Annotated in this window: 21 protein-coding genes; 19 read left to right on the forward strand and 2 right to left on the reverse strand. The window is 61.4% G+C overall.

Annotation, left to right across the window (positions count from 1 at the left end):
* Nucleotides 1–31 precede the first annotated feature (31 nt).
* The 6 genes from ruvA to ACTNFJ_RS03895 all read left to right on the forward strand — a co-directional run bounded on the left by ruvA (nucleotide 32) and on the right by ACTNFJ_RS03895 (nucleotide 7,477).
* A complete protein-coding gene (gene ruvA, locus ACTNFJ_RS03870; RefSeq protein WP_435906944.1) occupies nucleotides 32–691 on the forward strand; it encodes a Holliday junction branch migration protein RuvA in 660 nt (219 codons plus the stop codon).
* Nucleotides 688–1,686, forward strand: a complete 999-nt coding sequence (gene ruvB / locus ACTNFJ_RS03875) for a Holliday junction branch migration DNA helicase RuvB (RefSeq protein ID WP_435906943.1) — start codon at nucleotides 688–690, stop codon at nucleotides 1,684–1,686. Before ruvA ends, ruvB begins: the two co-directional genes overlap by 4 nt.
* A 63-nt stretch (nucleotides 1,687–1,749) precedes the next feature.
* Nucleotides 1,750–2,157 (forward strand): preprotein translocase subunit YajC, encoded by a 408-nt coding sequence (yajC, locus tag ACTNFJ_RS03880; RefSeq protein WP_435906942.1) that lies wholly within the window; start codon nucleotides 1,750–1,752, stop codon nucleotides 2,155–2,157.
* 79 nt (nucleotides 2,158–2,236) lie between these two features.
* A complete protein-coding gene (gene secD, locus ACTNFJ_RS03885; protein WP_435906941.1) occupies nucleotides 2,237–4,063 on the forward strand; it encodes a protein translocase subunit SecD in 1,827 nt (608 codons plus the stop codon).
* Nucleotide 4,064: 1 nt separating this feature from the next.
* A complete protein-coding gene (gene secF, locus ACTNFJ_RS03890; RefSeq protein WP_435906940.1) occupies nucleotides 4,065–5,156 on the forward strand; it encodes a protein translocase subunit SecF in 1,092 nt (363 codons plus the stop codon).
* A gap of 71 nt (nucleotides 5,157–5,227) precedes the next feature.
* Nucleotides 5,228–7,477, forward strand: a complete 2,250-nt coding sequence (locus ACTNFJ_RS03895) for a RelA/SpoT family protein (protein ID WP_435906939.1) — start codon at nucleotides 5,228–5,230, stop codon at nucleotides 7,475–7,477.
* Here ACTNFJ_RS03895 and ACTNFJ_RS03900 read toward each other — a convergent pair.
* Nucleotides 7,456–8,103, reverse strand: a complete 648-nt coding sequence (locus ACTNFJ_RS03900) for a hypothetical protein (RefSeq protein ID WP_435906938.1) — start codon at nucleotides 8,101–8,103, stop codon at nucleotides 7,456–7,458. The two genes, ACTNFJ_RS03895 and ACTNFJ_RS03900, sit on opposite strands and share 22 nt — an antisense overlap.
* 62 nt (nucleotides 8,104–8,165) lie before the next feature.
* A complete protein-coding gene (locus ACTNFJ_RS03905) occupies nucleotides 8,166–9,392 on the reverse strand; it encodes a DUF349 domain-containing protein (RefSeq protein ID WP_435906937.1) in 1,227 nt (408 codons plus the stop codon).
* A 114-nt stretch (nucleotides 9,393–9,506) separates the two neighbouring features.
* Between ACTNFJ_RS03905 and ACTNFJ_RS03910 the strand changes: the two genes are divergently transcribed.
* From ACTNFJ_RS03910 to ACTNFJ_RS03970, 13 genes are all read left to right on the forward strand, one after another.
* Nucleotides 9,507–10,928, forward strand: coding sequence for a replication-associated recombination protein A (locus ACTNFJ_RS03910; RefSeq protein ID WP_435906936.1), 1,422 nt, complete (start codon nucleotides 9,507–9,509; stop codon nucleotides 10,926–10,928).
* A gap of 217 nt (nucleotides 10,929–11,145) precedes the next feature.
* Entirely contained in the window at nucleotides 11,146–11,775 is a 630-nt protein-coding gene (rpsD, locus tag ACTNFJ_RS03915; RefSeq protein ID WP_435906935.1) for a 30S ribosomal protein S4, read from the forward strand.
* A gap of 114 nt (nucleotides 11,776–11,889) precedes the next feature.
* Complete coding sequence (locus ACTNFJ_RS03920; protein ID WP_435906934.1) at nucleotides 11,890–12,114, forward strand: hypothetical protein; 225 nt, start codon at nucleotides 11,890–11,892, stop codon at nucleotides 12,112–12,114.
* A 106-nt stretch (nucleotides 12,115–12,220) separates the two neighbouring features.
* The gene (gene alaS, locus ACTNFJ_RS03925) at nucleotides 12,221–14,875 is read left to right on the forward strand and encodes an alanine--tRNA ligase (RefSeq protein WP_435906933.1); all 2,655 of its coding nucleotides are present in this window, start codon (nucleotides 12,221–12,223) and stop codon (nucleotides 14,873–14,875) included.
* Between the two features lie 15 nt (nucleotides 14,876–14,890).
* On the forward strand, nucleotides 14,891–15,427 hold the full coding sequence (gene ruvX, locus ACTNFJ_RS03930; RefSeq protein WP_435906932.1) for a Holliday junction resolvase RuvX: 537 nt from the start codon (nucleotides 14,891–14,893) through the stop codon (nucleotides 15,425–15,427).
* Entirely contained in the window at nucleotides 15,424–16,503 is a 1,080-nt protein-coding gene (mltG, locus tag ACTNFJ_RS03935) for an endolytic transglycosylase MltG (RefSeq protein WP_435906931.1), read from the forward strand. Before ruvX ends, mltG begins: the two co-directional genes overlap by 4 nt.
* Complete coding sequence (locus tag ACTNFJ_RS03940; RefSeq protein WP_435906930.1) at nucleotides 16,470–17,438, forward strand: shikimate dehydrogenase family protein; 969 nt, start codon at nucleotides 16,470–16,472, stop codon at nucleotides 17,436–17,438. The genes mltG and ACTNFJ_RS03940 overlap by 34 nt, the downstream gene beginning before the upstream one ends.
* A 5-nt stretch (nucleotides 17,439–17,443) precedes the next feature.
* Entirely contained in the window at nucleotides 17,444–18,640 is a 1,197-nt protein-coding gene (aroC, locus tag ACTNFJ_RS03945; RefSeq protein WP_435906929.1) for a chorismate synthase, read from the forward strand.
* Nucleotides 18,637–19,422: a shikimate kinase gene (locus tag ACTNFJ_RS03950; protein ID WP_435906928.1), complete on the forward strand. Its 786-nt coding sequence runs from the start codon at nucleotides 18,637–18,639 to the stop codon at nucleotides 19,420–19,422. The genes aroC and ACTNFJ_RS03950 overlap by 4 nt, the downstream gene beginning before the upstream one ends.
* Nucleotides 19,419–20,513 carry a 3-dehydroquinate synthase gene (aroB, locus tag ACTNFJ_RS03955; protein ID WP_435906927.1) on the forward strand — a complete coding sequence of 365 codons (1,095 nt, stop codon included), beginning with the start codon at nucleotides 19,419–19,421 and terminating at the stop codon, nucleotides 20,511–20,513. The genes ACTNFJ_RS03950 and aroB overlap by 4 nt, the downstream gene beginning before the upstream one ends.
* Nucleotides 20,514–20,610: 97 nt before the next feature.
* A complete protein-coding gene (locus ACTNFJ_RS03960; protein ID WP_435906926.1) occupies nucleotides 20,611–22,044 on the forward strand; it encodes an MFS transporter in 1,434 nt (477 codons plus the stop codon).
* Nucleotides 22,041–22,703 carry a ribulose-phosphate 3-epimerase gene (gene rpe / locus ACTNFJ_RS03965; RefSeq protein ID WP_435906925.1) on the forward strand — a complete coding sequence of 221 codons (663 nt, stop codon included), beginning with the start codon at nucleotides 22,041–22,043 and terminating at the stop codon, nucleotides 22,701–22,703. The genes ACTNFJ_RS03960 and rpe overlap by 4 nt, the downstream gene beginning before the upstream one ends.
* Nucleotides 22,704–22,758: 55 nt before the next feature.
* A complete protein-coding gene (locus ACTNFJ_RS03970) occupies nucleotides 22,759–23,022 on the forward strand; it encodes a phosphoribosyl-ATP diphosphatase (protein ID WP_435906924.1) in 264 nt (87 codons plus the stop codon).
* Nucleotides 23,023–23,033: the final 11 nt, after the last annotated feature.

Raw genomic sequence — 23,033 nt, forward strand, 5'->3', positions numbered from 1 at the left:
CGGGGCCGATTCATCGCCGTAGGGTGTCCCTGTGATTGCTTCAATTCGTGGTGAGGTGCTCTCGGCTGGTCCGGGCTGGGTGGTTGTGAGTGTCGGCGGTGTGGGCCTACGCGTGGAAGTGCCGAGCGGTCGGGTCGGTGGATCGCATCCAGGAGAAGAAATCTTCCTCCACACCTCCCTCATCGTGCGTGAGGATTCCCTGACGCTGTTTGGCTTCTCTTCCACCGATGACTTGGAAGTGTTCGGTCATCTTCTCGCGGTGTCGGGCGTGGGGCCCCGCAGTGCGCTCGGCGTGCTGGCCGAGATGAGCCCCGCAGAGATAGCGGCGGCGGTCCACGCTGAAGACGAGAAGCCCTTCCGAAAAGTATCGGGAATTGGTCCGAAGACCGCAAAGCTCATCGCAGTTTCTCTCGCGGGTAAGGTCACTCCTCAGGCATATGGATCCCAGCAGGGCGCCCCACACGTTCGCGGGGAGCAGTACCAGCCAGATCCCGTCGCGGTGGCCGTCGCAGACGTCGAACAGGCGCTCATCGGTCTCGGGTACAGCGAGGCCCAATCCGAGGGCGTCGTGCGAGACGCGATCGAGGCGGGTGCCGCCTCTGAATCTTCGGCGTTATTGCGCGCAGCTCTCGCACTGCTCCAGACGCCCCGCAGTCCAGGCCGAGCCGCACCCAGGAAGGCCGCGCAATGAGCGTCGAGCTGTCACCCGAGGTCGAACAGAACGAACTGGGATTTGAAGGTGCCCTCAGGCCAGAGTCTCTCGACGAGTTTGTCGGCCAGTCGAAGGTGAGGCGGCAGCTTCGCCTTCTGCTTGACGCTGCGCAGATGCAGCAGCGCACCCCCGACCACATTCTTCTCGCTGGCCCACCTGGGCTAGGGAAGACCACGCTCTCGATGATCGTGGCGACTGAACTCAGCAAGCCGCTGCACCAGACCTCAGGCCCGGCAATACAGCACGCCGGCGATCTCGCAGCAGTGTTGTCTGCTCTCACCCCGGGCGAGGTGCTCTTCATCGACGAGATTCACCGCATGGCACGCAGCGCGGAGGAAATGCTGTACCTCGCGATGGAGGATTTCAAGATCGACATCATGGTCGGCAAGGGTGCCGGAGCCACTTCGATTCCGCTGGAGCTGGCGCCGTTCACTTTGGTCGGTGCCACGACGAGATCCGGCCTCCTACCGAATCCACTACGTGACCGTTTCGGCTTCACCGCACACCTTGAGTTCTATGCTGAAGACGAGCTCGCCCAGGTGGTGCACCGCGCCGCGCGGTTGCTCGGTTTCGCTATCGCAGACGCTGGAATTGATGAGATCGCAGGTCGTTCTCGGGGCACGCCGCGAATTGCGAACCGGCTCCTGCGGCGGGTGCGCGACTACAGTCTGGTGCACGGCAGGCCGGGTGACACGGAGGCAGTGCAGGCGGCGCTGACTTTATACGACGTCGACCAGTTTGGACTCGACCGGCTTGACCGGGAGGTACTGCGGGCAGTGGTTGAGCGGTTTGGGGGCGGGCCGGTGGGTCTGTCGACCCTTGCCGTGTCAGTCGGGGAAGAGGCAGAGACGATCGAGGCTGTGGTCGAGCCGTTTCTCGTGCGCACAGGACTGCTGACGCGAACGCCTCGCGGACGGATGGCGACCAGGCGCGGGTGGGAACACACGGGAATTCCGCTACCGGATACCCTATAGTCGTGAGGGTTGCGTAGTCGAACCTGGCTGCGCCTACTCAGATTGCCCACCGAAAGGATCGCCGTGGTTCTCGACCCGATGTCGCTCATTATGTTTGGGCTCATTGCCGTGCTCATCTTCTTTATGTTCCGCAATGGCAAGAAGCGCCAGCAAGCGATGCAGGAACTGCAGAGCAACCTTCGTCCTGGGGCCGAGGTCATGCTTCAGTCTGGGATCTTCGCAACAATTGAAGACATCGACGATGAGGAAAATCGGGTAACGGTGCGTAGTGGCACATCAACTCTCGTCGTGCATCGAAACGCCATCGGCCAGGTTGTGACACCTGTTGATGCACCTGCGGAGGAAGAACTCGAGCTCGCCCCCGACGATGATCCCTCCTTCGGCGCGCGCTTTGGCGAGACCAACGTCGAGGCTCCGAAGAACGATAGCGACGTGCAGCCCGACGCCGACGGCGACAAGCCCAAGGGTTAGTATTTTGCACAGAGAAGCGGGCGCTGGGCGTCCGCTTCTCTGTGTCGGTCCTCTTTAAGTTACAGAAAGTAGACGATTCGTGGCACAGTCACCTGCTGTGAGACGAGCTCGGCGCTCGCTTACCGCCCTGTTGGTCATTGCTATAGCCCTCGTTGGTGTCATTGCTCTTGGCGTCTGGCGCGGAGAAGCGACCTGGACGCCGAAGCTGGCACTAGACCTGCAGGGCGGAACGCAGATCCTTCTCGCGCCCACCCAGATCGATGGCCAGTCGGTTTCTGGTGAGCAGCTCGAGCAGGCTGTGGCAATTATCCGCCAGAGAGTCGATGCGTCCGGCGTCGCCGAGGCGGAGATCACGACCCAGGGGAGCCAGAACATCTCCGTCTCGATCCCGGGCAAGGCCGACGAAGCTACGCTGCAGCGCATCGAGGCGTCTGCCAAGCTCGATTTTCGCCCCGTGCTCTTCTTTGGGCAGGGAACATCGACGCCAAGCGAAGAGGAAGAAGCACTCGCGGACACCGAGATTTCGGGCGAGGGTGACGCTCCCGCTGACGAGTCGGGGGCCGCTGCTGATGCGACAGGTGACGGGGATGCTGGCGCCGAAGCCGCGACCGCGAATGACACTGCTCAGGCTGGCGTCGACCCGGATCCACTGCCCGACACGGCCTTCGACACGGCATGGTTGACGGAGGGTCTCCTCGCGGAGTTCAATGATTTCTCGTGCACCTCGGAGGAGGCGCTTGGCTTGGGCGAAGCGGCGATAGACCGCCCGCTCATCACCTGTGACCAGTTCGGGGTCTACAAGTACATCCTGGGCCCGGTCGAGATGAGCGGCGAGACCATCTCCGATGCCGTCGCAATGATCGGCACCACCTCCACAGGAGCCACAACGGGCCAGTGGGTCGTTCAGATGACGCTGAACGACGAAGGAACGAAAACCTTCGGTCAGATCAGTACCCGTATGTACGGGGCAACACCGCCGCTCAACCAGTTCGCGTTCGTTCTCGATGGTCTGGTCGTGTCGGCGCCAGAGATGAACGGGCAGATACTCGACGGTCGACCTTCGATCAGCGGCTCTTTCACGCAAGAAAGCGCGGAGGCGCTCGCAGACCAGCTGAAGTTCGGAGCGTTGCCGATCGGATTCACGGTGCAAAGCCAGGAAGACATCTCCGCGACGCTCGGATCGAACCAGCTGCAGGCGGGGCTGCTCGCGGGGCTTATCGGTCTCATCCTGGTGGTCGTATATTCGCTTATTCAGTATCGCGTGCTCGGATCCCTCACTGTCGCCTCTCTCGCTGTCGCGGCTGTATTGACCTACCTGTTGCTCGCGCTGCTCTCTTGGCGGCAGGGCTACCGACTGTCACTAGCCGGAGTTGCCGGCATCATTGTTGCGGTGGGTATCACGGCTGACTCCTTTATCGTTTATTTCGAGCGCATTCGCGATGCGCTGCGTGACGGGTTCTCGATCGATAAGGCCGTTGAGAACGGATGGAAGCAGGCGTTCCGCACGATCCTCGCCTCTGACGGCATCAACTTCCTCGCCGCGGCAATTCTCTTCCTGCTCGCGGTGGGCAGTGTGCGAGGCTTCGCGTTTACGCTTGGTCTGATCACCATTGTTGACATTCTCGTGGTGGCGCTCTTCACCCACCCGATGATGACGTTGCTCTCACGCACGAAGTTCTATCGTGAGGGGCACCCGGCTTCGGGGCTCGACCCGCAACAACTGGGCGCTGTTTACCGCGGTCGCGCACAGTTTCGCGCGCCGGTCATCAGGAACAGTGGCGCCGGAAAGAAGAATCAGGCAGCTGTGAAGGAAGCGCACCGACGGCAGACAATTGCCGAACGCAAGGCAGCTGAGGCAGGCGCTTCGCAGCCTATTCAGACGGCTTCGACCGGAAAGGACAGCTGACATGGCTCGTCGCTCATTTGGGGAGTTCGGTAACGCGCTCTACACCGGTGAGAAGTCGATTGACTTCGTGGGCCGTCGCAAGCTTTGGTACGCGATTGCCGCGGTCATGATCGTCATCGCTGTCGCTGGGCCGTTCCTACGCGGCGGTTTCACGTTCGGTATCGAATTCACCGGTGGCAGCCAGTTCCAGATCCATACCGAGGGTGGTGAGGCTCGCAACCAGCAGGTCGCCGCGAGTGCCGTTGAAGAGATTCTTCCGGGTTCCGCTCCGCGTATTTCTCTCGTCGGACAGACGGACGTCAGAGTGCAGACGGAACAGCTCGACGAGGGCGAGTCGAGAGAACTCCGGGTTGCACTCGCGGACGCCTACGGGGTAGACGAGTCTGAGGTCACCTCGTCGTACATCGGCGCGCTTTGGGGGCAAGACATCACCCGTCAGGCCCTGATCGCGCTCGCGGTCTTCCTGCTGTTCGCCACACTCGTGATGGCGCTTTACTTCCGCACCTGGAAGATGTCGTTTGCGGCCATGATCGCCCTGTTCCACGACCTTATCCTGACCGCAGGAATCTACGGCATTTCGGGTTTTGAGATCACCCCTGCAGCAATGATCGGGTTCCTGACAATCCTTGGCTATTCGCTCTACGACACGGTCGTGGTGTTTGACAAGATCCGTGAGAATACAGCCCCAGGTGAATTCACGGAGCGTCGCACCTTCGCGGAGACCGTGAATCTCGCGGTGAACCAGACCCTCGTGCGCTCGATCAATACCTCTGTGGTGGCGCTCTTACCAGTTGCCTCGATTCTGTTCATCGGAGCGTTCGTGCTCGGCGCTGGCACGTTGAGGGACATCTCCCTGGCGCTCTTCATCGGAATTCTCGTAGGTGCCTATTCGACGATTTTCATCGCGGCACCGACTTACGTGCAATTGCGTCAGAACGAAGCGTCAATCAAGAAGCACGATGCTCGTGTGATGAAGCTTCGCGGCGCACAGAACCAGCAGGCCGACAGTGGTGATGCACGTACTGACGAAAAGGTCGGTACGGGTCAAGGGGCCGTTGCGGCCGATGGAGCGACGGGGCCGACCCAGCACTGAGGCGAGCCCGGTTCGTGATGCATGCGCCAGGTGGTGTAGCGTTCAATCATTCACGACGCAGGAGGTGAGGCATGTCAGGGAGTGACCTGTCGCAATCGAGTGCGTCATCGTTGAAGAGGTTGGTGCCGCGGATCTTCTCGCGGGCCACTTCCCCTGGGGCAGTCGACCAGCTGGTGCGCACGGTTCGTGCGGGTTGGCCCAAGGCCGATCTATCGATCATTGAGCGTGCCTACATCGTCGCCGAGCGTTCTCACCGCGGACAGAAGCGACGAAGCGGTGAGCCCTACATCACCCACCCGATCGCGGTTGCACAGATACTGGCAGATCTCGGAGTTTCCCCGGTAGTCATAGCCGCTGCACTGTTGCACGACACGGTGGAGGATACTGACTATTCACTCGACCAACTCTCCGAAGAGTTCGGCGATGAAATCTCGATGCTGGTCGATGGGGTCACCAAGCTCGACAAGGTCAAGTACGGCGATTCTGCGCAGGCCGAAACCGTTCGGAAAATGGTCGTCGCAATGTCGAAAGACATCCGGGTGCTGGTGATCAAGCTTGCGGACCGACTTCACAATGCCCGCACCTGGGGGTTCGTCACAGGAGACTCCGCAAAGCGAAAAGCCCAGGAGACCCTCGAGATATACGCACCCCTTGCGCATCGGCTCGGCATTCAATCGATGAAGACGGAGCTCGAAGACCTGTCGTTCGCAGTGCTCAAACCGAAGCTGTACGCAGAGATCGACAACTTGGTGAGCCAGCGAAACCCCAAGCGGGAAGAGCTGGTGGGGCTGGTTACCCAGGCCATCGAGCAGGATCTGCGCGAGGCAAAAATTCGCGGTGAGGTAACGGGTCGGCCCAAAGAACTCTACTCGATCTACCAGAAGATGATCGTTCGAGGCCGCGACTTTGACGACATCTACGACCTTGTTGGCATCAGAGTCCTTGTGCACTCCATTCGCGATTGTTACGGGGTATTGGGTGCGGTTCACGCTCGCTGGACCCCAATTCCTGGTCGGTTTAAGGATTACATCGCGACCCCGAAATTTAATCTCTACCAATCACTCCACACGACAGTAATCGGGCCGGACGGCCGCGCGGTCGAGATTCAGATCCGCACCTTCGAGATGCATCAGCGGGCTGAGTACGGGGTGGCCGCGCATTGGAAGTACAAGCAAGGCCAGGGGAGCACCGCACCGCTCTCCAATGACATGGCGTGGCTCGCCCACATCTCCGATTGGCAGGCAGAGACCGAAGATCCGAGTGAGTTCCTAGATGCGCTGAGGTTCGAAATTGGTGCGAAGGAGGTCTACGTCTTCACGCCGAAAGGCCGAGTTATCGGGCTTCCTGCCGGCGGTACGACCGTCGACTTTGCCTACGCGGTGCACACTGAGGTGGGTCACCGTACGATGGGTGCCCGCGTCAATGGTCGCCTGGTACCTCTTGAGACCGGTCTCCAAAACGGCGATGTCGTGGAGGTGTTCACGTCCAAAGACCCGAACGCCGGACCGAACCGCGACTGGTTGACCTTTGTGAAGAGCAAGCGGGCTCAGAACAAGATTCGTCAGTGGTTCACTAAGGAGCGTCGCGAAGAGGCGGTGGAGCTCGGGAAGAACGAGCTCATGAAGGCGTTGCGCAAGCAGAACCTCCCACTGCACCAGGTGATGAACTCTGAAGCGATTCAGCAGGTGGCGTTGCAGCTTCGTTACGTCGACGTGGCCGGTCTATTCGCTGGGGTTGGCGAAGGCCATGTGTCAGCGCAGTCGGTTATTGAGAAGGTCACCGCGCTGGTGGATCGCGATGTCGCCTCCACGGACCCCGGCCTCGCCGCCGTTCCAGTGTCGGCGCCGGCCCGTCCGGGCAAATCGCTGTCCCATTCAGGCGTCGTGGTGAAGGGTGCCACGGATGTGCTTGTCAAACTTGCAAAGTGCTGCACACCGGTGCCCGGTGACGAGATCCGCGGCTTTATTACGAAAGGACAGGGCGTATCGGTACACCGAACGGACTGTCAGAACTTCCTGGCGCTGGAGCGGCAAGGCGATCGGCTCGTGGACGTCGAATGGGCTCCCACATCGCACAGCGTCTTCCTGGTGAATATTCAGGTCGAGGCCCTCGACCGTTCAGGGCTTCTGTCTGACGTGACTCGCGTGCTCTCTGAACACCACGTGAATATCCTTTCTGCGACGGTGCAGACTTCCAGTTCGCGGCTCGCGATCAGTCGGTTCGTATTCGAAATGGGCAACACGATGCACCTTGAGCATGTGCTCAACGCCGTGCGGCGCATCGAGGGTGTCTACGATGCTTATCGCACCAACTCGGCATAGGCTCTCGCCTGCGCCGCACCCGCACCCGGTTCGGGGCTGATTCCTTCGAGCCTGCGAAGCGCTTGTCTGCGATGGGGTCGTCTGGTGGATAGGAGTTGGAGACGCACGGCCTCTGCGCCGCCTTCAATGAGCGGGAAAAGGAGGCGTACGGCAACCACCTCAGTTGTGCCGAAAGGCGAGGAGTCGACGAGCAAATCGGTGGCCGTGCGCAGGGGGCTTGTGACGCGAAATGGTCCGAATGTGGTGAGATCCGACTCTCCCAGGCGCAGCTCGTGTTCGCGAACCTCTCTCGATCCCGACACCTTGCTTCGGCTCCGAGCCGGCATGCTCAGGCGGAGCGGACGTCCGGGGCCGCGCGCGGCACCCCAGACCCAGGCTGCGCTGAGGAACGCCGGGATGCGGCTCGGGAGCAGCCACGGGGCGAGCGCGGCGAGGCGCACTCGCGGACTATCCGGCCACCCGACTCCGCGCAGCCCAGGCCCGCACGGCACGAGTGTGCCGCGAAGTTGCTCTGCCGAGCGGAGGGCTTCAGGCCATAGGTCGTATCGAGGTGGATCGGGCAGTCCCCGTGCGGGGAGGCCAAGCGGTCGGTGAGCGAGGGCGATGTTCGCTGGTTTAGCGGTCATGCCTCAATTCTGCAACCGAGCCGACCTCAGCGGCGGACCCGAGATGAATCTGTGGATAACTCCTAGTCGCCGAGCGCCGTGAGCCACGACCGCTGCGTAGCAAGAGCGGCCTCTGCGTCGGACTTTGCCTTCGGGTCGGTCGCGGCAGCGATCTGAGCCTCCAGGTCCGCGATCGAGGCCTCCAATTGACCGCGCAGGCCCTCGCTGCGGGCCTTCGTCTCGGGGTTTGACTTTCGCCAGTGCTCCTCCTCGAGGGACTTGACGTGATCTTCGATCTTGCGCATCCCGCCTTCGATGTCGCGAAGTGACTCACGCGGAACGCGACCCACCTCGTCCCAGCGCAGCTGCAATGCGGTCAGTCGCTTACGGGCAACAACCCGGTCGGTTTCCGCGAGCAGCGGCTCAGCCTCGGCGAGCAGAGCCTGCTTTGCCTCCAGGTTAGCCGTGTACTCCTCGTTGGATTGCGCCACTTCCGCGGCTTTGGCCTCGTAGAGCAGATCGCCTGCGGCTTTGAAACGCGCCCACAGTTGGTCGTCGAGTTTGCGACTGGCGCGACCGGCGGCTTTCCACTCGTCAAGCAGATTGCGATAAGCGGGGATCCCGTCAACCCCGCGCGGGGCAAGCCCCTCTGCCGCGGCAATGATGCGCTCCTTCTGCTGTTTCACTTCCTTGTTTGTGGCATCCATTTGGGCGAAGTGAGCGCGCCGGGCCGAATCAAAACTCTGCCGCGCACTGCGGAAACGTTTCCAGAGGGCGTCAGCCTGTGACTTGGGTACCTGCGGGCCGTTGCGCTGTGAGGTCTGCCAGGTCGTGAAGAGATCCTCAAATGCCTGGCTGGTTTCTTTCCAGCGGATTTGCGTTTCGGGTTGGGCGGCGAGGCGTTCGGCTTCGATAACGATCGCTTCTCGCTGCGCGAGTGCTTCCTGCTTTGCCGCTTCGCGCTCAGCCTGCTGCTTTTCGCTGAGCTCGTTTGCCTTGCCACTGAGCTTCTCGACGCGCACGCGAAGCGCTGCAATGTCGCCCACCGCTGCTGGCTCAGTCAGCAACATCTGGAGTTTAGCAACGGTGTCAGCAATCTCTGCTCCAGCGGTTCCGCGTGCGATGCGAGCCTCAAGTAGGGTGACCTGCCCTGCGAGGTCAGCGAACTTTCGCTCGTAGTAGGCGATCGCCTCCTCCGCGGTGCCGTCAGGGAACTGTCCCACCTCGCGTTCTGAGTCGCCCTCCCGGACGTAAACCGTCTGGTTCTCGTCGACTCGACCCCAAGGATGTTCGTTCGTCGCTGCACTCACCGTGATTCACCCGTCATCGTAGAGATGTCGACGTCTCGCGCCGACCGTGATACTGCCACTCCAACTATGCCACAGCGCGCGCGCAGTGTCAGGAGCGGTCGCTAGCATCGAGGAATGAACACGCAGCCACTGGTCGGCCACACCGCTCCGCTCGCGGTGCGCATGCGTCCTCGGTCACTCGACGAGGTCGTCGGTCAGCAGCACCTCTTGCAGCCAGGCTCGCCGCTCCGAGTGCTCGCTGCAGAGCCGACCGATGGCGGAGGTGCCGTCTCGGTGATCCTTTGGGGCCCTCCAGGCACAGGAAAAACAACGCTGGCGCAGGCAGTTGCTCAGTCGAGTGGCCGCCGGTTTGTCGAACTCTCAGCTGTGACGGCAGGTATCAAAGACGTGCGCACGGTTATGGAGCGAGCACTCAACGACCGCGACTTGTTCGGCGTCGCGACGGTTCTGTTCCTTGACGAGATCCATCGATTTTCTAAGGCGCAGCAGGATGCACTGCTTCCTGGCGTTGAGAACGGGTGGATCACGCTGATTGCCGCGACGACGGAGAACCCTTCCTTCTCTGTCATTAGCCCCCTGCTTTCGCGCTCGCTGCTGCTCACCCTTGAACCACTGACGGATGACGAACTTTCTACGCTGCTGCGTAGAGCCGTGGCCGAGCCGCACGGCCTGAGCGGGAGAGTTGAACTCACCGACGAAGCGCGAAGCGCTCTGGTGCACCTCGCGTCGGGTGATGCGCGTCGCGCACTTACCGGTCTGGAGGCCTCCGCCGCATCTGCTCTTGCCGGGAGTGTGCAGAGTGCCTCGTCACCGGCGCCCACGACCATGAGTCCGCGAGATGCTGATGCTGATTTGCCTCCCGATTCCTCCGCGGAGCCCGGCCCAGTTCCGCAGGTGACGGCCGAAATTGTTGCTGCCTCCATTGATCGCGCGCTGCTCAGGTACGACCGCAACGGCGACGAGCACTATGACGTCATTAGCGCGTTCATCAAATCGATTCGTGGCTCAGATCCCGATGCGGCGATCCATTATCTTGCACGCATGATCGAAGCGGGCGAGGATCCGCGCTTTATTGCGCGAAGGCTCATGGTGCATGCCGCTGAGGACGTGGGTCTCGCCGATCCTCAGGCACTCCCTATCGCGGTTGCTGCGGCTCAGGCGACTCAACTGATCGGCCTGCCGGAGGCCCGGATTCCACTCGCCGAGGCCACCATCTATCTCGCCACAGCACCAAAATCGAACGCGGTGATCTCGGCCATCGATGCCGCGATCGCAGACGTACGAGCCGGGAAGATTGGCCGAGTGCCGAAGCCTTTACGTGACGGTCACTACCCGGGTGCAAAGCGGCTCGGCCATGGCAAGGGCTATGTGTACCCACACGGTGATCCGCTCGGGGTGGTGACTCAACAACACCTTCCCGATGAACTAGTGAATCGCGTCTACTATGCGCCGACTGATCATGGAAATGAACGTGTGGTGCGAGAGAGACTCGAAAAAATTCGTCGAATCACTCGCGGGCGCGAGAACCTGATATGATTATCGCTGGCCAACGTCGTGTGCGGTTTCAGTTTGCGAGCGCACACACCGACGGCAGTCGCCCGGTCGCCGGGTTTCTGCAACTGGTCGTTCCCTCACCGTAACGGTGTGCTGTGTCGCGTGCATCACGAGTTGATGCGGGCTCAGCCTGGCCGAGGGGGCATTCCGTGGTGCGAGTCCTGTGCCATGGGGAATACAGAAACCTGAAAGGAAACACGTGTCGACTACGTCGCGTACCCGTTCCAAGACTCGCCTCTCGCGGGCGCTTGGAATTCCACTCACCCCGAAGGCTGCTCGCTACCTTGAGAAGCGCCCCTATGGCCCCGGCCAGCACGGCCGCACCAAGCGCAAGAGCGACAGCGACTATGCCGTTCGTCTGCGTGAGAAGCAGCGTCTTCGCGCCCAGTACGGCATCCGTGAGAAGCAGCTTCTCATTGCGTTCCAGGAAGCCCGTCGCCAAGACGGCCTGACCGGTGAGAACCTGGTCGAGCTGCTCGAAATGCGTCTGGACGCACTGGTCGTTCGTGCTGGTTTCGCCCGCACCACCTCGCAGGCTCGTCAGATGGTCGTCCACCGCCACATCCTGGTGAATGGCCAGATTGTGGATCGTCCGTCCTTCCGCGTGAAGCCGGGCCAGCTCATCCACGTGAAGGCGCGGTCCGAGGGCATTGAGCCGTTCCAGGTTGCTGCCGCTGGCGGCCACGCCGAGGTTCTGCCTCCGGTTCCGGGTTACCTTGAGGTCGAGCTCGACAAGCTGCAGGCACGACTGATTCGTCGTCCGAAGCGCGCCGAGGTTCCCGTGACCTGTGAAGTTCAGCTCGTGGTCGAGTACTACGCTGCTCGCTAGTTTCTGCGAAAACAACTGAGGGGGTGCCAACTGGCACCCCCTCAGTTGTTTTCTGAGGCTATAAGAAAGCCGGCCCAGTAGACTAGGCGGGTCATAAGGGAACTGGAGAACAACATGCGCAGACTGTCTTGGCTGATCGTCGGAATTGCGCTCGGCTTTGTCGGTGCGCACTTCGTCAATCAGACGCCCGAAGGTCGACGTTTTTTCGATCGTGTGGGTCGCGGAGCGAAGGAATTCGGTGACGCGGTAGCCGCTGGTTATCACGAGGTCGAAGAGGAATTCTCCGAGGTGCTCGACGACGTCGAGCGTCGCTTGGCGAAGCTCGAGGCAAAGCCTTAGCGAGCTCTCCCGTCCAACCTTGGAACACCCCGCGCGACAGCATGTCTGCGGCGCGGACTCCCCGCTTATTTGCGTGAAATGCGACACACGAAGGACCAATATTTCGATGCAGACCGCCGAGATTCGTCAGCGCTGGCTTGATTTTTTTGAGAAGAACGGTCACACGGTCGTGCCGTCGGCCTCCCTTGTCAGTGACGACCCAAGCCTGATGTTCACCGTGGCGGGTATGGTGCCCTTTGTTCCGTACCTGTCGGGCCTAGTTCCGTCGCCCTATTCACGCGCGACCAGCGTGCAGAAGTGTATTCGCACGAACGACATTGAAGAGGTGGGGCGAACCCCCCGCCACGGCACGTTCTTTCAAATGTGCGGCAACTTTTCATTCGGCGACTATTTCAAAGAGGGCGCGATCCGCTTCGCTTGGGAACTCCTCACGACATCCGAGGTTGAAGGTGGTCTCGAGTTCGACCCACAGGACCTCTGGGTCACGGTGTACGAGGACGATGACGAGGCGTTCCGCCTGTGGCGCGAGATCGCTGGGCTACCTGAGGCACGCATTCAGCGGCTCGGGAAGGACACGAACTATTGGTCAACCGGTCAGCCGGGACCAGCAGGACCTTGCAGTGAGATCTTCTTCGACCGCGGTCCCGACTATGGGATTGATGGCGGCCCCGCTACCGACGACGATCGATACGTCGAGATCTGGAATCTCGTCTTCATGCAGTACTCCATCACCGACGTGAAGTCGAAGACCGACTTCACGATCGTGGGGGAGCTACCCCAGAAGAATATCGACACCGGCATGGGTCTTGAGCGCGTCGCCTTCATCAAGCAAGGCGTTGAGAACATGTACGAGATCGACCAGGTGCGCCCCGTACTCGATGCCGCAGCATCCCTGGCTGGCAAGAAATACGGTGCGAACCATTCAGACGATGTGCGCCTTCGCGTGATCGCCGATCATGTGCGCAGCGGGCTCATGCTCATCGCGGACGGGGTCACCCCGTCAAACGAGGGCCGCGGGTATATTCTGCGTCGACTGCTTCGACGTGTCACGCTGTCGATGCGCCTGCTGGGTGTTGAGGGCCCCACCTTTGCCACATTGTTCCCTGCTTCGCGTGACGCGATGAAGGGTGCCTACCCCGAGGTTGAGCGCGATTTCGACTTCATCTCCCGCGCGGCCTATGCCGAGGAGAAGGCCTTTCTGCGGACCCTGGGTTCTGGCATTCAGATCCTCGATGAGGCGATCTCGGGTGCTGCCCGAGGCAAGACAAATCTTCCCGGCGACACTGCATTCCTGCTCCACGACACACTTGGCTTTCCCATCGAGCTGACTCTTGAAATCGCTGAAGAGGCTGGCGTCGCTGTAGATGCTGACGTCTTTGCCTCGCTCATGAAAGAACAGCGCGACCGGGCCAAGGCCGACGCAAAGGCGAAGAAAGGGCAGCGCGCCGACGTGACCGTCTACCGCGAGCTGCGCGGCCTGGGCGAGACTGTGTTTACCGGGTACGAGGAGCTCACGCACGAGACCCGGGTGCTCGGGATCGTCGTTGACGGACTGCCTGTCCCCGCCGCCCACGAAGGCCAAATCGCTGAACTTGTGCTCGCTGAGACATCGCTGTGGGCCGAGTCTGGCGGGCAAGACAGCGACCAAGGCACAGTGGTTGGCGACGGCTTCGAGGCCGAGGTGCTCGACGTTCAGAAGCCCGTTCCGGGACTCATCGTGCACACGGTGAAGGTCACCGTGGGCACCATATCGATTGATGCCCGCGCCGAGACCCGCGTCGACGCTGACTATCGTCGTGGTGCTACTCAGGCACATTCGGGTACGCACATCGTGCACGCCGCACTGAGGGAAGTGCTCGGGTCTAACGCTCACCAAGCCGGTTCATACAACAAGGCGGGATACCTTCGACTTGACTTCACGCACAGTGACGCCCTGTCAGCCGAAACGAAATCCGAAATTGAAGAGGTTTCCAACCTCGCGATACGCGCAGACCATGCGGTGGTTACCCGCGAGATGGCGCTTGATGAGGCCAAAGCGCTCGGTGCCATGGCCCTGTTCGGTGAGAAATACGGCGATCGAGTTCGCGTCGTAGATATCGGGGGCCCCTGGTCGCGTGAACTGTGCGCCGGAACACACGTTGGTAGCTCGGCAGAGATCGGAATGATCAGTCTGGTGAGTGAGAGCTCAGTTGGCTCGACAAATCGACGGGTCGAATCCTTGGTGGGAATCGAGGCGTTTAGGAATTTTGCCGCTGAACGTGCAATCGTGCAGCAGCTCACGAGCGGTCTCAAGGTGCCGCGATTGGAACTCGTGCAACGGGTGCAAGATCTCAGCGCGCAGTTGAAAGTTGCCGAGAAGAAAATTGCTCAGTTGGAGGCCGCGAAGCTCTCAGAGCGGATCCCAGAGCTCCTTGCCCAGGTCGAACGTCTGGGCAACGTGAAGGTTGTTCTCGGATCGCTCGGAACCGTTGGATCCCCCGACGACGTCCGGGCCATGGCACAGCAAGTGCGTGAGCGGCTCGGGAGCGACGCGGCGGTCGTTGCACTTGCCGGTGAAGCTGCGGGCAAACCCGTGGTGATCGCCGCGACCACGCAAGCCGCACGTGAAGCCGGCGTGAAAGCGGGTGCGCTAGCCAAGATCGGTGCGCAGGTGCTGGGTGGCGGTGGCGGCGGAAAAGATGATCTCGCTCAGGGCGGCGGCACCGACCCAACGAAACTGGACGAGGCGCTCTCGGCTATCCGCCGAGCGTTGACCGAGTAACGCGGGATCGGGAACGTGCGCACTGGAGTGAGGCTCGGAATCGACGTGGGCAAAGCCCGCATCGGGGTGGCCCGCTGTGACCTGCACGGCATGCTCGCCACTCCCTTGGAGACGGTGCTGCGTGATGAGGCAGGCGCAAGCGATGTCGCACGAATTCTCGACCTTGCTTGTGAGTACGACGCGATGGAAGTGGTGTGCGGGTTACCACTCAACATGCGGGGCGATCGAACCCCTTCGACGGAAGACGCTGTTCATTTCGCAAGCAGCTTGGCGACGGCGTTGCAGGATTCTGGGCGAGCCCCACACGTGAGTGTGCGTCTCGTTGACGAGCGTCTTTCGACGGTATCGGCTCACGGACAGATGCGGCAGGTCGGGCGCACGACCAAGCAGAGTCGACAAATCATCGACCAGGCGGCTGCGGTCGTGATCTTGCAGCACGCGCTCGACAGCGAACGCGCGCAGGGTCGCGCACCGGGATCCACTGTTGAGCCGGTAAGAGACACCACGGTAATCACTGAACAGGACACTGGTAACGGGGGAGTTCACAGATGAACGCAAGACGGACCGGTAAGCGACTACTGATCGTGCTCATTGTGCTCGCCGCGCTTCTCGGAGGACTGGCGCTCGCCGGGGCATCGCTCTGGGGCACCTACGGCGAACGAATCTCTCAAGCTCTGGGCTGGACCACCAACGACTACGAGGGCGAAGGCGTGGGTGAGGCCACGATAACCATCACGGCCGGGGAGATCGGCGAGGACATCGCTGCCGCACTCGCAGACGCCGGGATCGTGAAGACAAAGCAGGCCTTCTACGAGCTGCTGCTTGCGCAGGATCCCGCAGTTCAGTTCATGCCTGGGCTGTATCAGCTGCGTTTGGAGATGAGCTCCGCCGCCGCGCTCGCTGCGCTGCAGGATCCTGCCAATCGCATCGAGTTCACCGCCATGATTCCCGAGGGTCGCACGCTCACACAGACTCTTGAGATCGTCTCGGCTGGTGCCCAGATTCCGCTTGAAGAGCTTCAGGCGGCGGCAGCAAACCCCGCACAGTTCGGGCTGCCGGCGGGAGTGACGTCGCTTGAAGGCTGGCTGTATCCCGCAACCTACGAGTTTGAAGCTAACACCACCGCCGTTGACGCGATCGCCAAGATGGTGAGCTACCAGGTCGCCCTTCTCGATGAGCTCGGAGTCGCGCCTGATGACCGGGAGCGCGTGCTCACCACGGCCTCCATTGTAGAAAAGGAGGCCGGTCGAGCTGAGGACTTCGGCAAGGTGTCCCGGGTCATTCAAAACAGGCTCGACGCGGGCATGCTGCTGCAAATGGATTCCACAGCGCAGTATGGCTTTCAGCAGCACGAGGAAGGGACTGTGTGGTCCTCAGACGAAGCCCTCGCCGACTCAAACCCTTGGAACACCTACGTTAACCCGGGTCTCCCGATCGGACCCATCGCAAATCCTGGTCGTGCCGCTGTCGAGGCGACGTTGAACCCGGAACCCGGGGACTGGTTGTATTTTGCAGCGGTAAACCTCGATACCCGTGAATCGAAGTTTTCGAGCACGCTCGAGCAGCACAATCAGGTGGTGGCCGAACTGAATGAATGGTGCATCGCAAACCCCGGTCGCGGGTGCTGACGTTGCCTGAATCGCTGACGCCAGAGGCTCAGCTAGCCCGTCTGGCAGTACTGGGTAGCCCGATATCTCACTCCCGCTCCCCGCGGATTCATCGTGCGGCATACGCACAGCTCGGTCTTCCGTGGCGCTACACCGCAGTGCGGATCGGCGAGAGCGGGCTAGGGAAATTCTTGGCGACGCGGGGTGAGGAGTGGCGGGGGTTCTCTGTCACGATGCCGCTGAAGGCCGAAGCATATCGACTGAGCGCCGTGCTTGATCCGGTAGCGCGAGAAAGCGGTGTGGTAAACACCTTGCTTCGGGTGTTGGGTGGATCGGGTGAGGCACCGACCTGGGCTGGCTTCAATACCGACGTGGCGGGTCTCGCTGCCGCGTTACGCTCCAGTGCCCTGAATCTCACCCAGACGATCGTGTTGGGAGCCGGAGCGACCGCGGTTTCTGCGATCCTTGCCGCCCGCGAACTCGGAGCAGAGCGGATTACGGTTCTCGCGCGCCGCGCTGATGCGGCGAAGGCTCTTGCTGAGCGTTTCGATACCTCGAGTGTGCTGGCGTCGAATAGTGAAGCCTTGGCAAGGAGCGGTTCGTTCCAGGTTCGCGGTCTCGGCTGGGCAGACTCAGACACGGCAGAGACGGTAGGCGTCGCGGTATCCGAAGCCACCGCGGTCATCTCCACACTTCCCGGTGCGGCGGGGGAGCGGATCGCGCTTCCCACTGGGATCAGCGCTGTGCCGCTTTTCGACGTAGCCTACGACCCCTGGCCCTCTCCGCTTGCGGAACGCTGGAAGGGGGCGGGAGGTGAGGCGCACGCAGGTATCGACATGCTGGTCGAACAGGCTCTCGTTCAGGTACGAATTTTCGTGGGGGGCGATCCGACCTTCGCTGTGGCCGACGAGGGCCAACTGCTCGCCACGATGCGCGACGCCGGTGTGGGAAGATAGTGCCTATGTTGCGTTGGCTCACGGCCGGAGAATCTCACGGCCCAGAACTCATTGCTGTCCTCGAAGGCATGCCGGCTGGGGTGCCCATTTCCCTCGACCTGGTGCGCGAAGATCTGGCTCGCCGGAAGTTGGGGTATGGCCGTGGATCACGGATGAAGTTCGAGCAGGACGAGCTGCATTTCTCCGGCGGCGTGGTGCAGGGGCGTACCATCGGAGGTCCGATCGCGATTCGTATCGGAAACACCGAATGGCCCAAATGGGTCGAAGTGATGAGTGCCGAGAAAACCGAGCTTTCAGAGAAGTCGCGCGGTCGGGGCGCCGCCCTTACTCGACCTCGCCCTGGGCACGCGGACCTTACGGGAATGCAGAAGTATGGTTTTGACGAGGCTCGTCCAGTGCTCGAACGGGCGAGCGCTCGCGAAACTGCGGCACGGGTCGCGCTCGGTGCGGTCGCCCGCGCGTTTCTCGCCGAGCTCGGCATTCGTCTCGTCAGTCACACGCTCGCGGTGGGTCCGGTTGAGGTGCCTGCGGGATCACCGCTGCCCCGGCCGGATGATGTCACAGAGCTTGACGCTGATCCACTGCGGTGCTTTGACAAGGCCACCAGTGCGCGGATGGTCGCTGAAGTTGACGACACCAAGAAGTCCGGCGACACGATCGGCGGGATTGTCGAGGTGCTGGCCTACGGGCTGCCACCCGGGCTCGGGTCATACGTGCACTGGGATAGGCGGCTGGACTCGCGTCTTGCGGGCGCACTGATGGGCATTCAGGCCATCAAAGCGGTTGAGGTCGGCGATGGCTTCGAAACGACCAGGCGGCGGGGCTCGGCTGCGCATGACGAGTTGCACGTGCGCGACGGCAGCATTGTGCGCGACACAGATCGCGCAGGTGGGATCGAAGGTGGTATGACCACCGGGCAGGTGCTGCGCGTGAGGGCGGGCATGAAACCGATCGCTACGGTTCCGAACGCTCTACCGACTATCGACGTGGTGACCGGCGAAGAGGCGAAAGCCCATCACCAGCGCAGCGACGTGTCTGCAGTGCCCGCTGCGGGTGTGGTGGCCGAGGCCATGGTTGCGCTCGTTCTTGCAGACGCGGTCACCGAGAAATTTGGCGGCGATAGCGTGGCGGAGACGGCACGCAATATCAAGAGCTATCTGGCCGCGATTCCGGAGACGCTCGCTACCAGCATCGAATCGTGAGCGACGACGAGGGTCACCGTCCGGTGCCGACGCCGCCGAAGCAACCGCTCACGCAGCCGATCCAGATCGCCGAAGAACGTCCCCCGACGAAGCGGCGCGTTTCGAGACGTCGACGTAAGAACCGCCTACCGGATCGAGCCATCGTGTTCGTCGGGCCAATGGCGGCGGGAAAAACGAGCCTGGGTAGGCGAGTCGCCAAAGACTTGGGCATTCCATTTGTCGACACTGATGTGGTGTTCACCCGCAGCCACGGTGCGATTGCAGAATACTTTGCGCAGCATGGTGAGGCGGCATTTCGCACCATCGAGGCAGAGATCATCGCGAATGAGTTGGCGGAGCCTGGTGCGCGTGTCGTCGCTCTGGGAGGCGGAGCGGTGATCACCGAGAGCACCAGGCAACTATTGAAGGAGCACCCTGTCGTCCTGCTCATGACCACGCAGGCCTCCGTCCTGCGAACGGCGAACCTCGACAAGCGGCCGCTGCTTCGCGACGACCCTGAGGCATGGGGGCGGATCCTGGATGAGAGACGACCGTTCTACGCCGAGGTGGCGGATGTGACTTTCCGCACTGATCGTGCGACGAAGGAGCAACTCTCGCGTCGTGTCGTGCAGTGGGCCAGGGCACAGGGCCGCGGCAAATACGGAGCTAGTCGAGACTCGCGGCGACAGTCGCTGGTGACGAAGCCCCGGCGCGAAGCCCCGAACTCCGAGGCCACCCTTCGTGCCTCCGAAGCGCAGACCCCCAACACGACACAGACGAAAGACGAGCCGCGGACACCATGACCGACACCACTACAACTGGCCCCACTCTGATCCCGGTCTCGGGTGAAGGAAGCTACACCATCACAGTGGGGCGCGGACTGACCGAACGGGTCGCTGAGGCGCTTGGTGATCGCGTGAACAAGGTGCTGATCGTGCACACACCCACGGTCGGGCGACTCGCGGATACACTGCGCACGGAGCTCCAGAAGCAGTTCGGTCAGGTGCTGCTCGCGGAGGTGCCAGACGCGGAATCTGCCAAACGCGTCGAGGTCGCGGCTTTTTGCTGGCAGATTCTCGGACAGGCGGACTTCACTCGCAGCGACGCGGTGATCGGCCTGGGCGGTGGCGCGGTAACTGATCTCGCGGGCTTCGTCGCGGCCACGTGGCTGCGCGGCGTGCGGCTCGTGCAGATTCCCACAACGGTGCTCGGCATGGTGGATGCCGCGGTCGGCGGTAAGACCGGCATCAACACCACGGAAGGGAAGAACCTCGTGGGGTCGTTCTATGCCCCGCACGCGGTGATTTGCGACATTGACCTGCTACAGACGCTCCCCAAGAATGAGATCCTGGCTGGATTCGCCGAGGTGGCGAAGTACGGGTTCATAGCCGAGCCTGAGATTCTCGACACGATTGAACGTGATGTGGATCGCGCGACCGATCCCACCTCGGCTGAATTTCGTCGGCTCGTCGAACTCTCGATCGGGGTGAAGGCGCGGGTCGTATCGGAAGACTTTCGCGAGGGAGGTTTGCGCGAGATCCTCAATTACGGCCACACCCTTGGCCACGCGATTGAGCACGCCGAGCGGTACCAGTGGCGCCACGGTGTCGCTATCTCCATTGGGATGGTGTATGCAGCCGAGCTCGGCCGGATGGCAGGATCGCTGTCTGACGCGGTTGTTGAGCGCCACCGGGCAGTTCTCGGCTTGCTCGGGCTGCCGCTGACCTACCCGGCAGGTCGTTGGCCGAGTTTGCTCGCGACTATGCAGCGAGACAAGAAAGCACGGGCTGGTATGTTGCGTTTCATCGTGCTCGATGATCTTGCGAAACCACGCGTGCTGGCGGGAGTAGACGAGTCGGTACTGCAGTTCGCCTACCAGGAAATCGCCAACTGACAGCCGTGCTGCCAAGGCCTGAGCGTGCCGGGGTTTCGGCACCCGATCACGCGTTGCTACGCTGCCAGTTTTCTCAGAAGCGTCGTATCCTAGAACGATGAATCGGCACGCGCCCCCGGCCGGCGGCATGCGCACATTTTCGCATGTTCTCGCGAACACAGCGGTAGCGAACCTCACCACGAACTTTCTCTGGTTTTCGCTCGTCTTTTGGGTGTACCTCGAAACCCGAAGCATTCTTGCCACAGGCGTGCTCGGCGGCGCCTACATGATCTTGGTCGCAGCGTGTTCCATGTGGTTTGGTTCCCTCGTGGATCGGCTCCGCAAGCTGCGCGTTATGCTGCTTTCCGCCTGGACGACGCTCGCGACGTTTGCGACCGGAACGGCGATCTTCTTCTTGGTGCCGCATGAAACCCTATTGCGGATCGACGGCCCCTGGTTTTGGCTGTTCTCCGTGATACTGCTCACCGGGTGCGTGGTCGAGTTGCTGCGTAATCTCGCACTTGCCACTACCGTGACATTGCTGGTGCCTGACGAGCGGCACGCCAACGCGAATGGCCTCGTCGGCACGGTGCAGGGACTTGCGTTTATCGTTACGAGCGTCTTCAGCGGTCTTTCGGTGGGTCTGCTAGGCATGCCCACGACGATGATCGTCGCGCTGGTGTTGACTGCGGCGCCCATCGTGCACTTGCATCTGCTCCGGATACCTGAACCCGAGATCGTGCAAGACCCCAACCGCAGCGCCGTCGATTTCAAGGGTGGGATGGCGGCGATCCTACTTGTTCCCGGTCTCATTGGCCTGATCCTCTTTACGACGCTCAATAACCTTGCTAGCGGTGTCTACATGGCGCTCCTCGACCCGTACGGGCTGAACATGTTTCCCGTAGAAATCTGGGGGCTCGTCTTCGGCGTCGCAGGTACGGGGTTTATTGTTGGCGGAGCCGTGGTCGCTAAATTCGGGCTGGGCAAGAATCCGATTCGCACCATGTTGATCTTGGTGATCGTGATCGGTGTGCTGGGTGCATCGTTCACGCTTCGCGAGTGGCCGTGGCTCTTCATCGTCGGCATCTGGCTCTTCATGGTGATGATGCCGGCGATCGAGGCCGCGGAGCAGACCGTGATACAACGCGTCGTGCCCTATGCGAAACAGGGGCGCGTATTTGGCCTCGCGATGACGTTCGAAGCCGCGGCAGCTCCGATTACTGCGCTGCTGATTGCGCCGATTGCCGAATTCTTCATCGTTCCGTATATGGAATCGGCCGCCGGGCAGGAACGATGGGGTCCCTTGCTGGGTGAGGGAGACAGCCGCGGGATTGCGCTCGTCTTTTTCTGGTCAGGAGTGGCCATAATTGTGCTTGGTGTCGCGGCATTCTTCACGCGCACCTACCGCACGTTGACACACAGTTACGCCGAAGCGGCTCCCTCAGCTGGGCCCTCTGAAGATAGTGGAACCGATGTCCCGATCGTCGAAGCGGAAGTAGCAACACCGTCCGGTGATCCACAATCAGAGCAAAGCCCTACACTTGAACGGTGACCGAGCCCCGCATTAACCCCAGTATTCTCTCCGCCGATTTCGTGAACCTGCAGCACGAGCTCGAGCGGATCAAGAGCGCCGATCTCGTGCACGTTGACGTCATGGACAACCACTTCGTGCCTAATCTCACGATGGGCCCTCCGATTGTAGAACGCATCCAGGCGGTATCGCCGATCCCACTCGACGTGCACTTGATGATTTCTGACGCAGATCGATGGGCGCCAGGATACGCAGAGATGGGTGCGTACTCGGTGACGTTCCACGCTGAAGCCGCCGCTGACCCGGTTGCCCTGGCACGGCTGATACGTGACATTGGTGCCCGCGCGGGAATTGCGCTCAAGCCTGGAACAGACCCCGAGCCGTATCTTGAGCTGCTCCCCGAATTTGACCAGGTGCTCGTGATGACAGTCGAGCCGGGCTTCGGTGGTCAGAAGTTCATGGCTGACATGATGCCAAAGCTGCGTCGTTTTGCAGAGGCGAAAGCTCGTCTGGGCCTCGACCTGTGGTTGCAAGTTGACGGGGGCATTACCGTCGACACCATTGGCCTAGCGGCTGAGGCCGGTGCCGACACATTTGTCGCAGGTTCTGCAGTTTACGGTGGTGTGCCTGAGGATCGCATCGCCGAGTTACGTGACGCCGCAGCTATGCACAGCCACTGACCGAGCTCAACGGTCGCCTACTCCACCCACGCAGCAGAAACGGTACCCTAAAGACGTGAAGTCCTTCGAGGCGTTGTTCGCCGAAATCAGTGAAAAGGCCGAGACTCGTCCATCGGGCAGTGACACGGTCGCGCGGCTCGACGCGGGTGTGCACAGCATCGGAAAGAAGATCGTTGAAGAGGCCGCCGAGGTATGGATGGCTGCGGAATACGAGAGTGACGAGGCGTGCGCTGAAGAGATCAGTCAGCTGCTGTATCACCTCCAAGTGCTGATGCTGGCAAAGGGACTTACGCTGCAAGACGTGTATCGCCATCTCTAGCCTCAAATCGC

The organism is Leucobacter shiyiweii (assembly GCF_052446065.1).
In the GTDB taxonomy this organism is placed as follows: Bacteria; Actinomycetota; Actinomycetes; order Actinomycetales; family Microbacteriaceae; genus Leucobacter.

Excerpts from the sequence above, each read along its gene's own strand:
- ruvB (WP_435906943.1), top strand. The coding sequence starts at position 688 with ATGAGCGTCGAGCTGTCACCCGAGGTCGAACAGAACGAACTGGGATTT.
- secF (WP_435906940.1), top strand. The coding sequence starts at position 4,065 with ATGGCTCGTCGCTCATTTGGGGAGTTCGGTAACGCGCTCTACACCGGT.
- ACTNFJ_RS03895 (WP_435906939.1), top strand. The coding sequence starts at position 5,228 with ATGTCAGGGAGTGACCTGTCGCAATCGAGTGCGTCATCGTTGAAGAGG.
- ACTNFJ_RS03900 (WP_435906938.1), bottom strand. The coding sequence starts at position 8,103 with ATGACCGCTAAACCAGCGAACATCGCCCTCGCTCACCGACCGCTTGGC.
- ACTNFJ_RS03910 (WP_435906936.1), top strand. The coding sequence starts at position 9,507 with ATGAACACGCAGCCACTGGTCGGCCACACCGCTCCGCTCGCGGTGCGC.
- ACTNFJ_RS03920 (WP_435906934.1), top strand. The coding sequence starts at position 11,890 with ATGCGCAGACTGTCTTGGCTGATCGTCGGAATTGCGCTCGGCTTTGTC.
- alaS (WP_435906933.1), top strand. The coding sequence starts at position 12,221 with ATGCAGACCGCCGAGATTCGTCAGCGCTGGCTTGATTTTTTTGAGAAG.
- mltG (WP_435906931.1), top strand. The coding sequence starts at position 15,424 with ATGAACGCAAGACGGACCGGTAAGCGACTACTGATCGTGCTCATTGTG.
- ACTNFJ_RS03940 (WP_435906930.1), top strand. The coding sequence starts at position 16,470 with ATGGTGCATCGCAAACCCCGGTCGCGGGTGCTGACGTTGCCTGAATCG.
- aroC (WP_435906929.1), top strand. The coding sequence starts at position 17,444 with ATGTTGCGTTGGCTCACGGCCGGAGAATCTCACGGCCCAGAACTCATT.
- aroB (WP_435906927.1), top strand. The coding sequence starts at position 19,419 with ATGACCGACACCACTACAACTGGCCCCACTCTGATCCCGGTCTCGGGT.
- ACTNFJ_RS03960 (WP_435906926.1), top strand. The coding sequence starts at position 20,611 with ATGAATCGGCACGCGCCCCCGGCCGGCGGCATGCGCACATTTTCGCAT.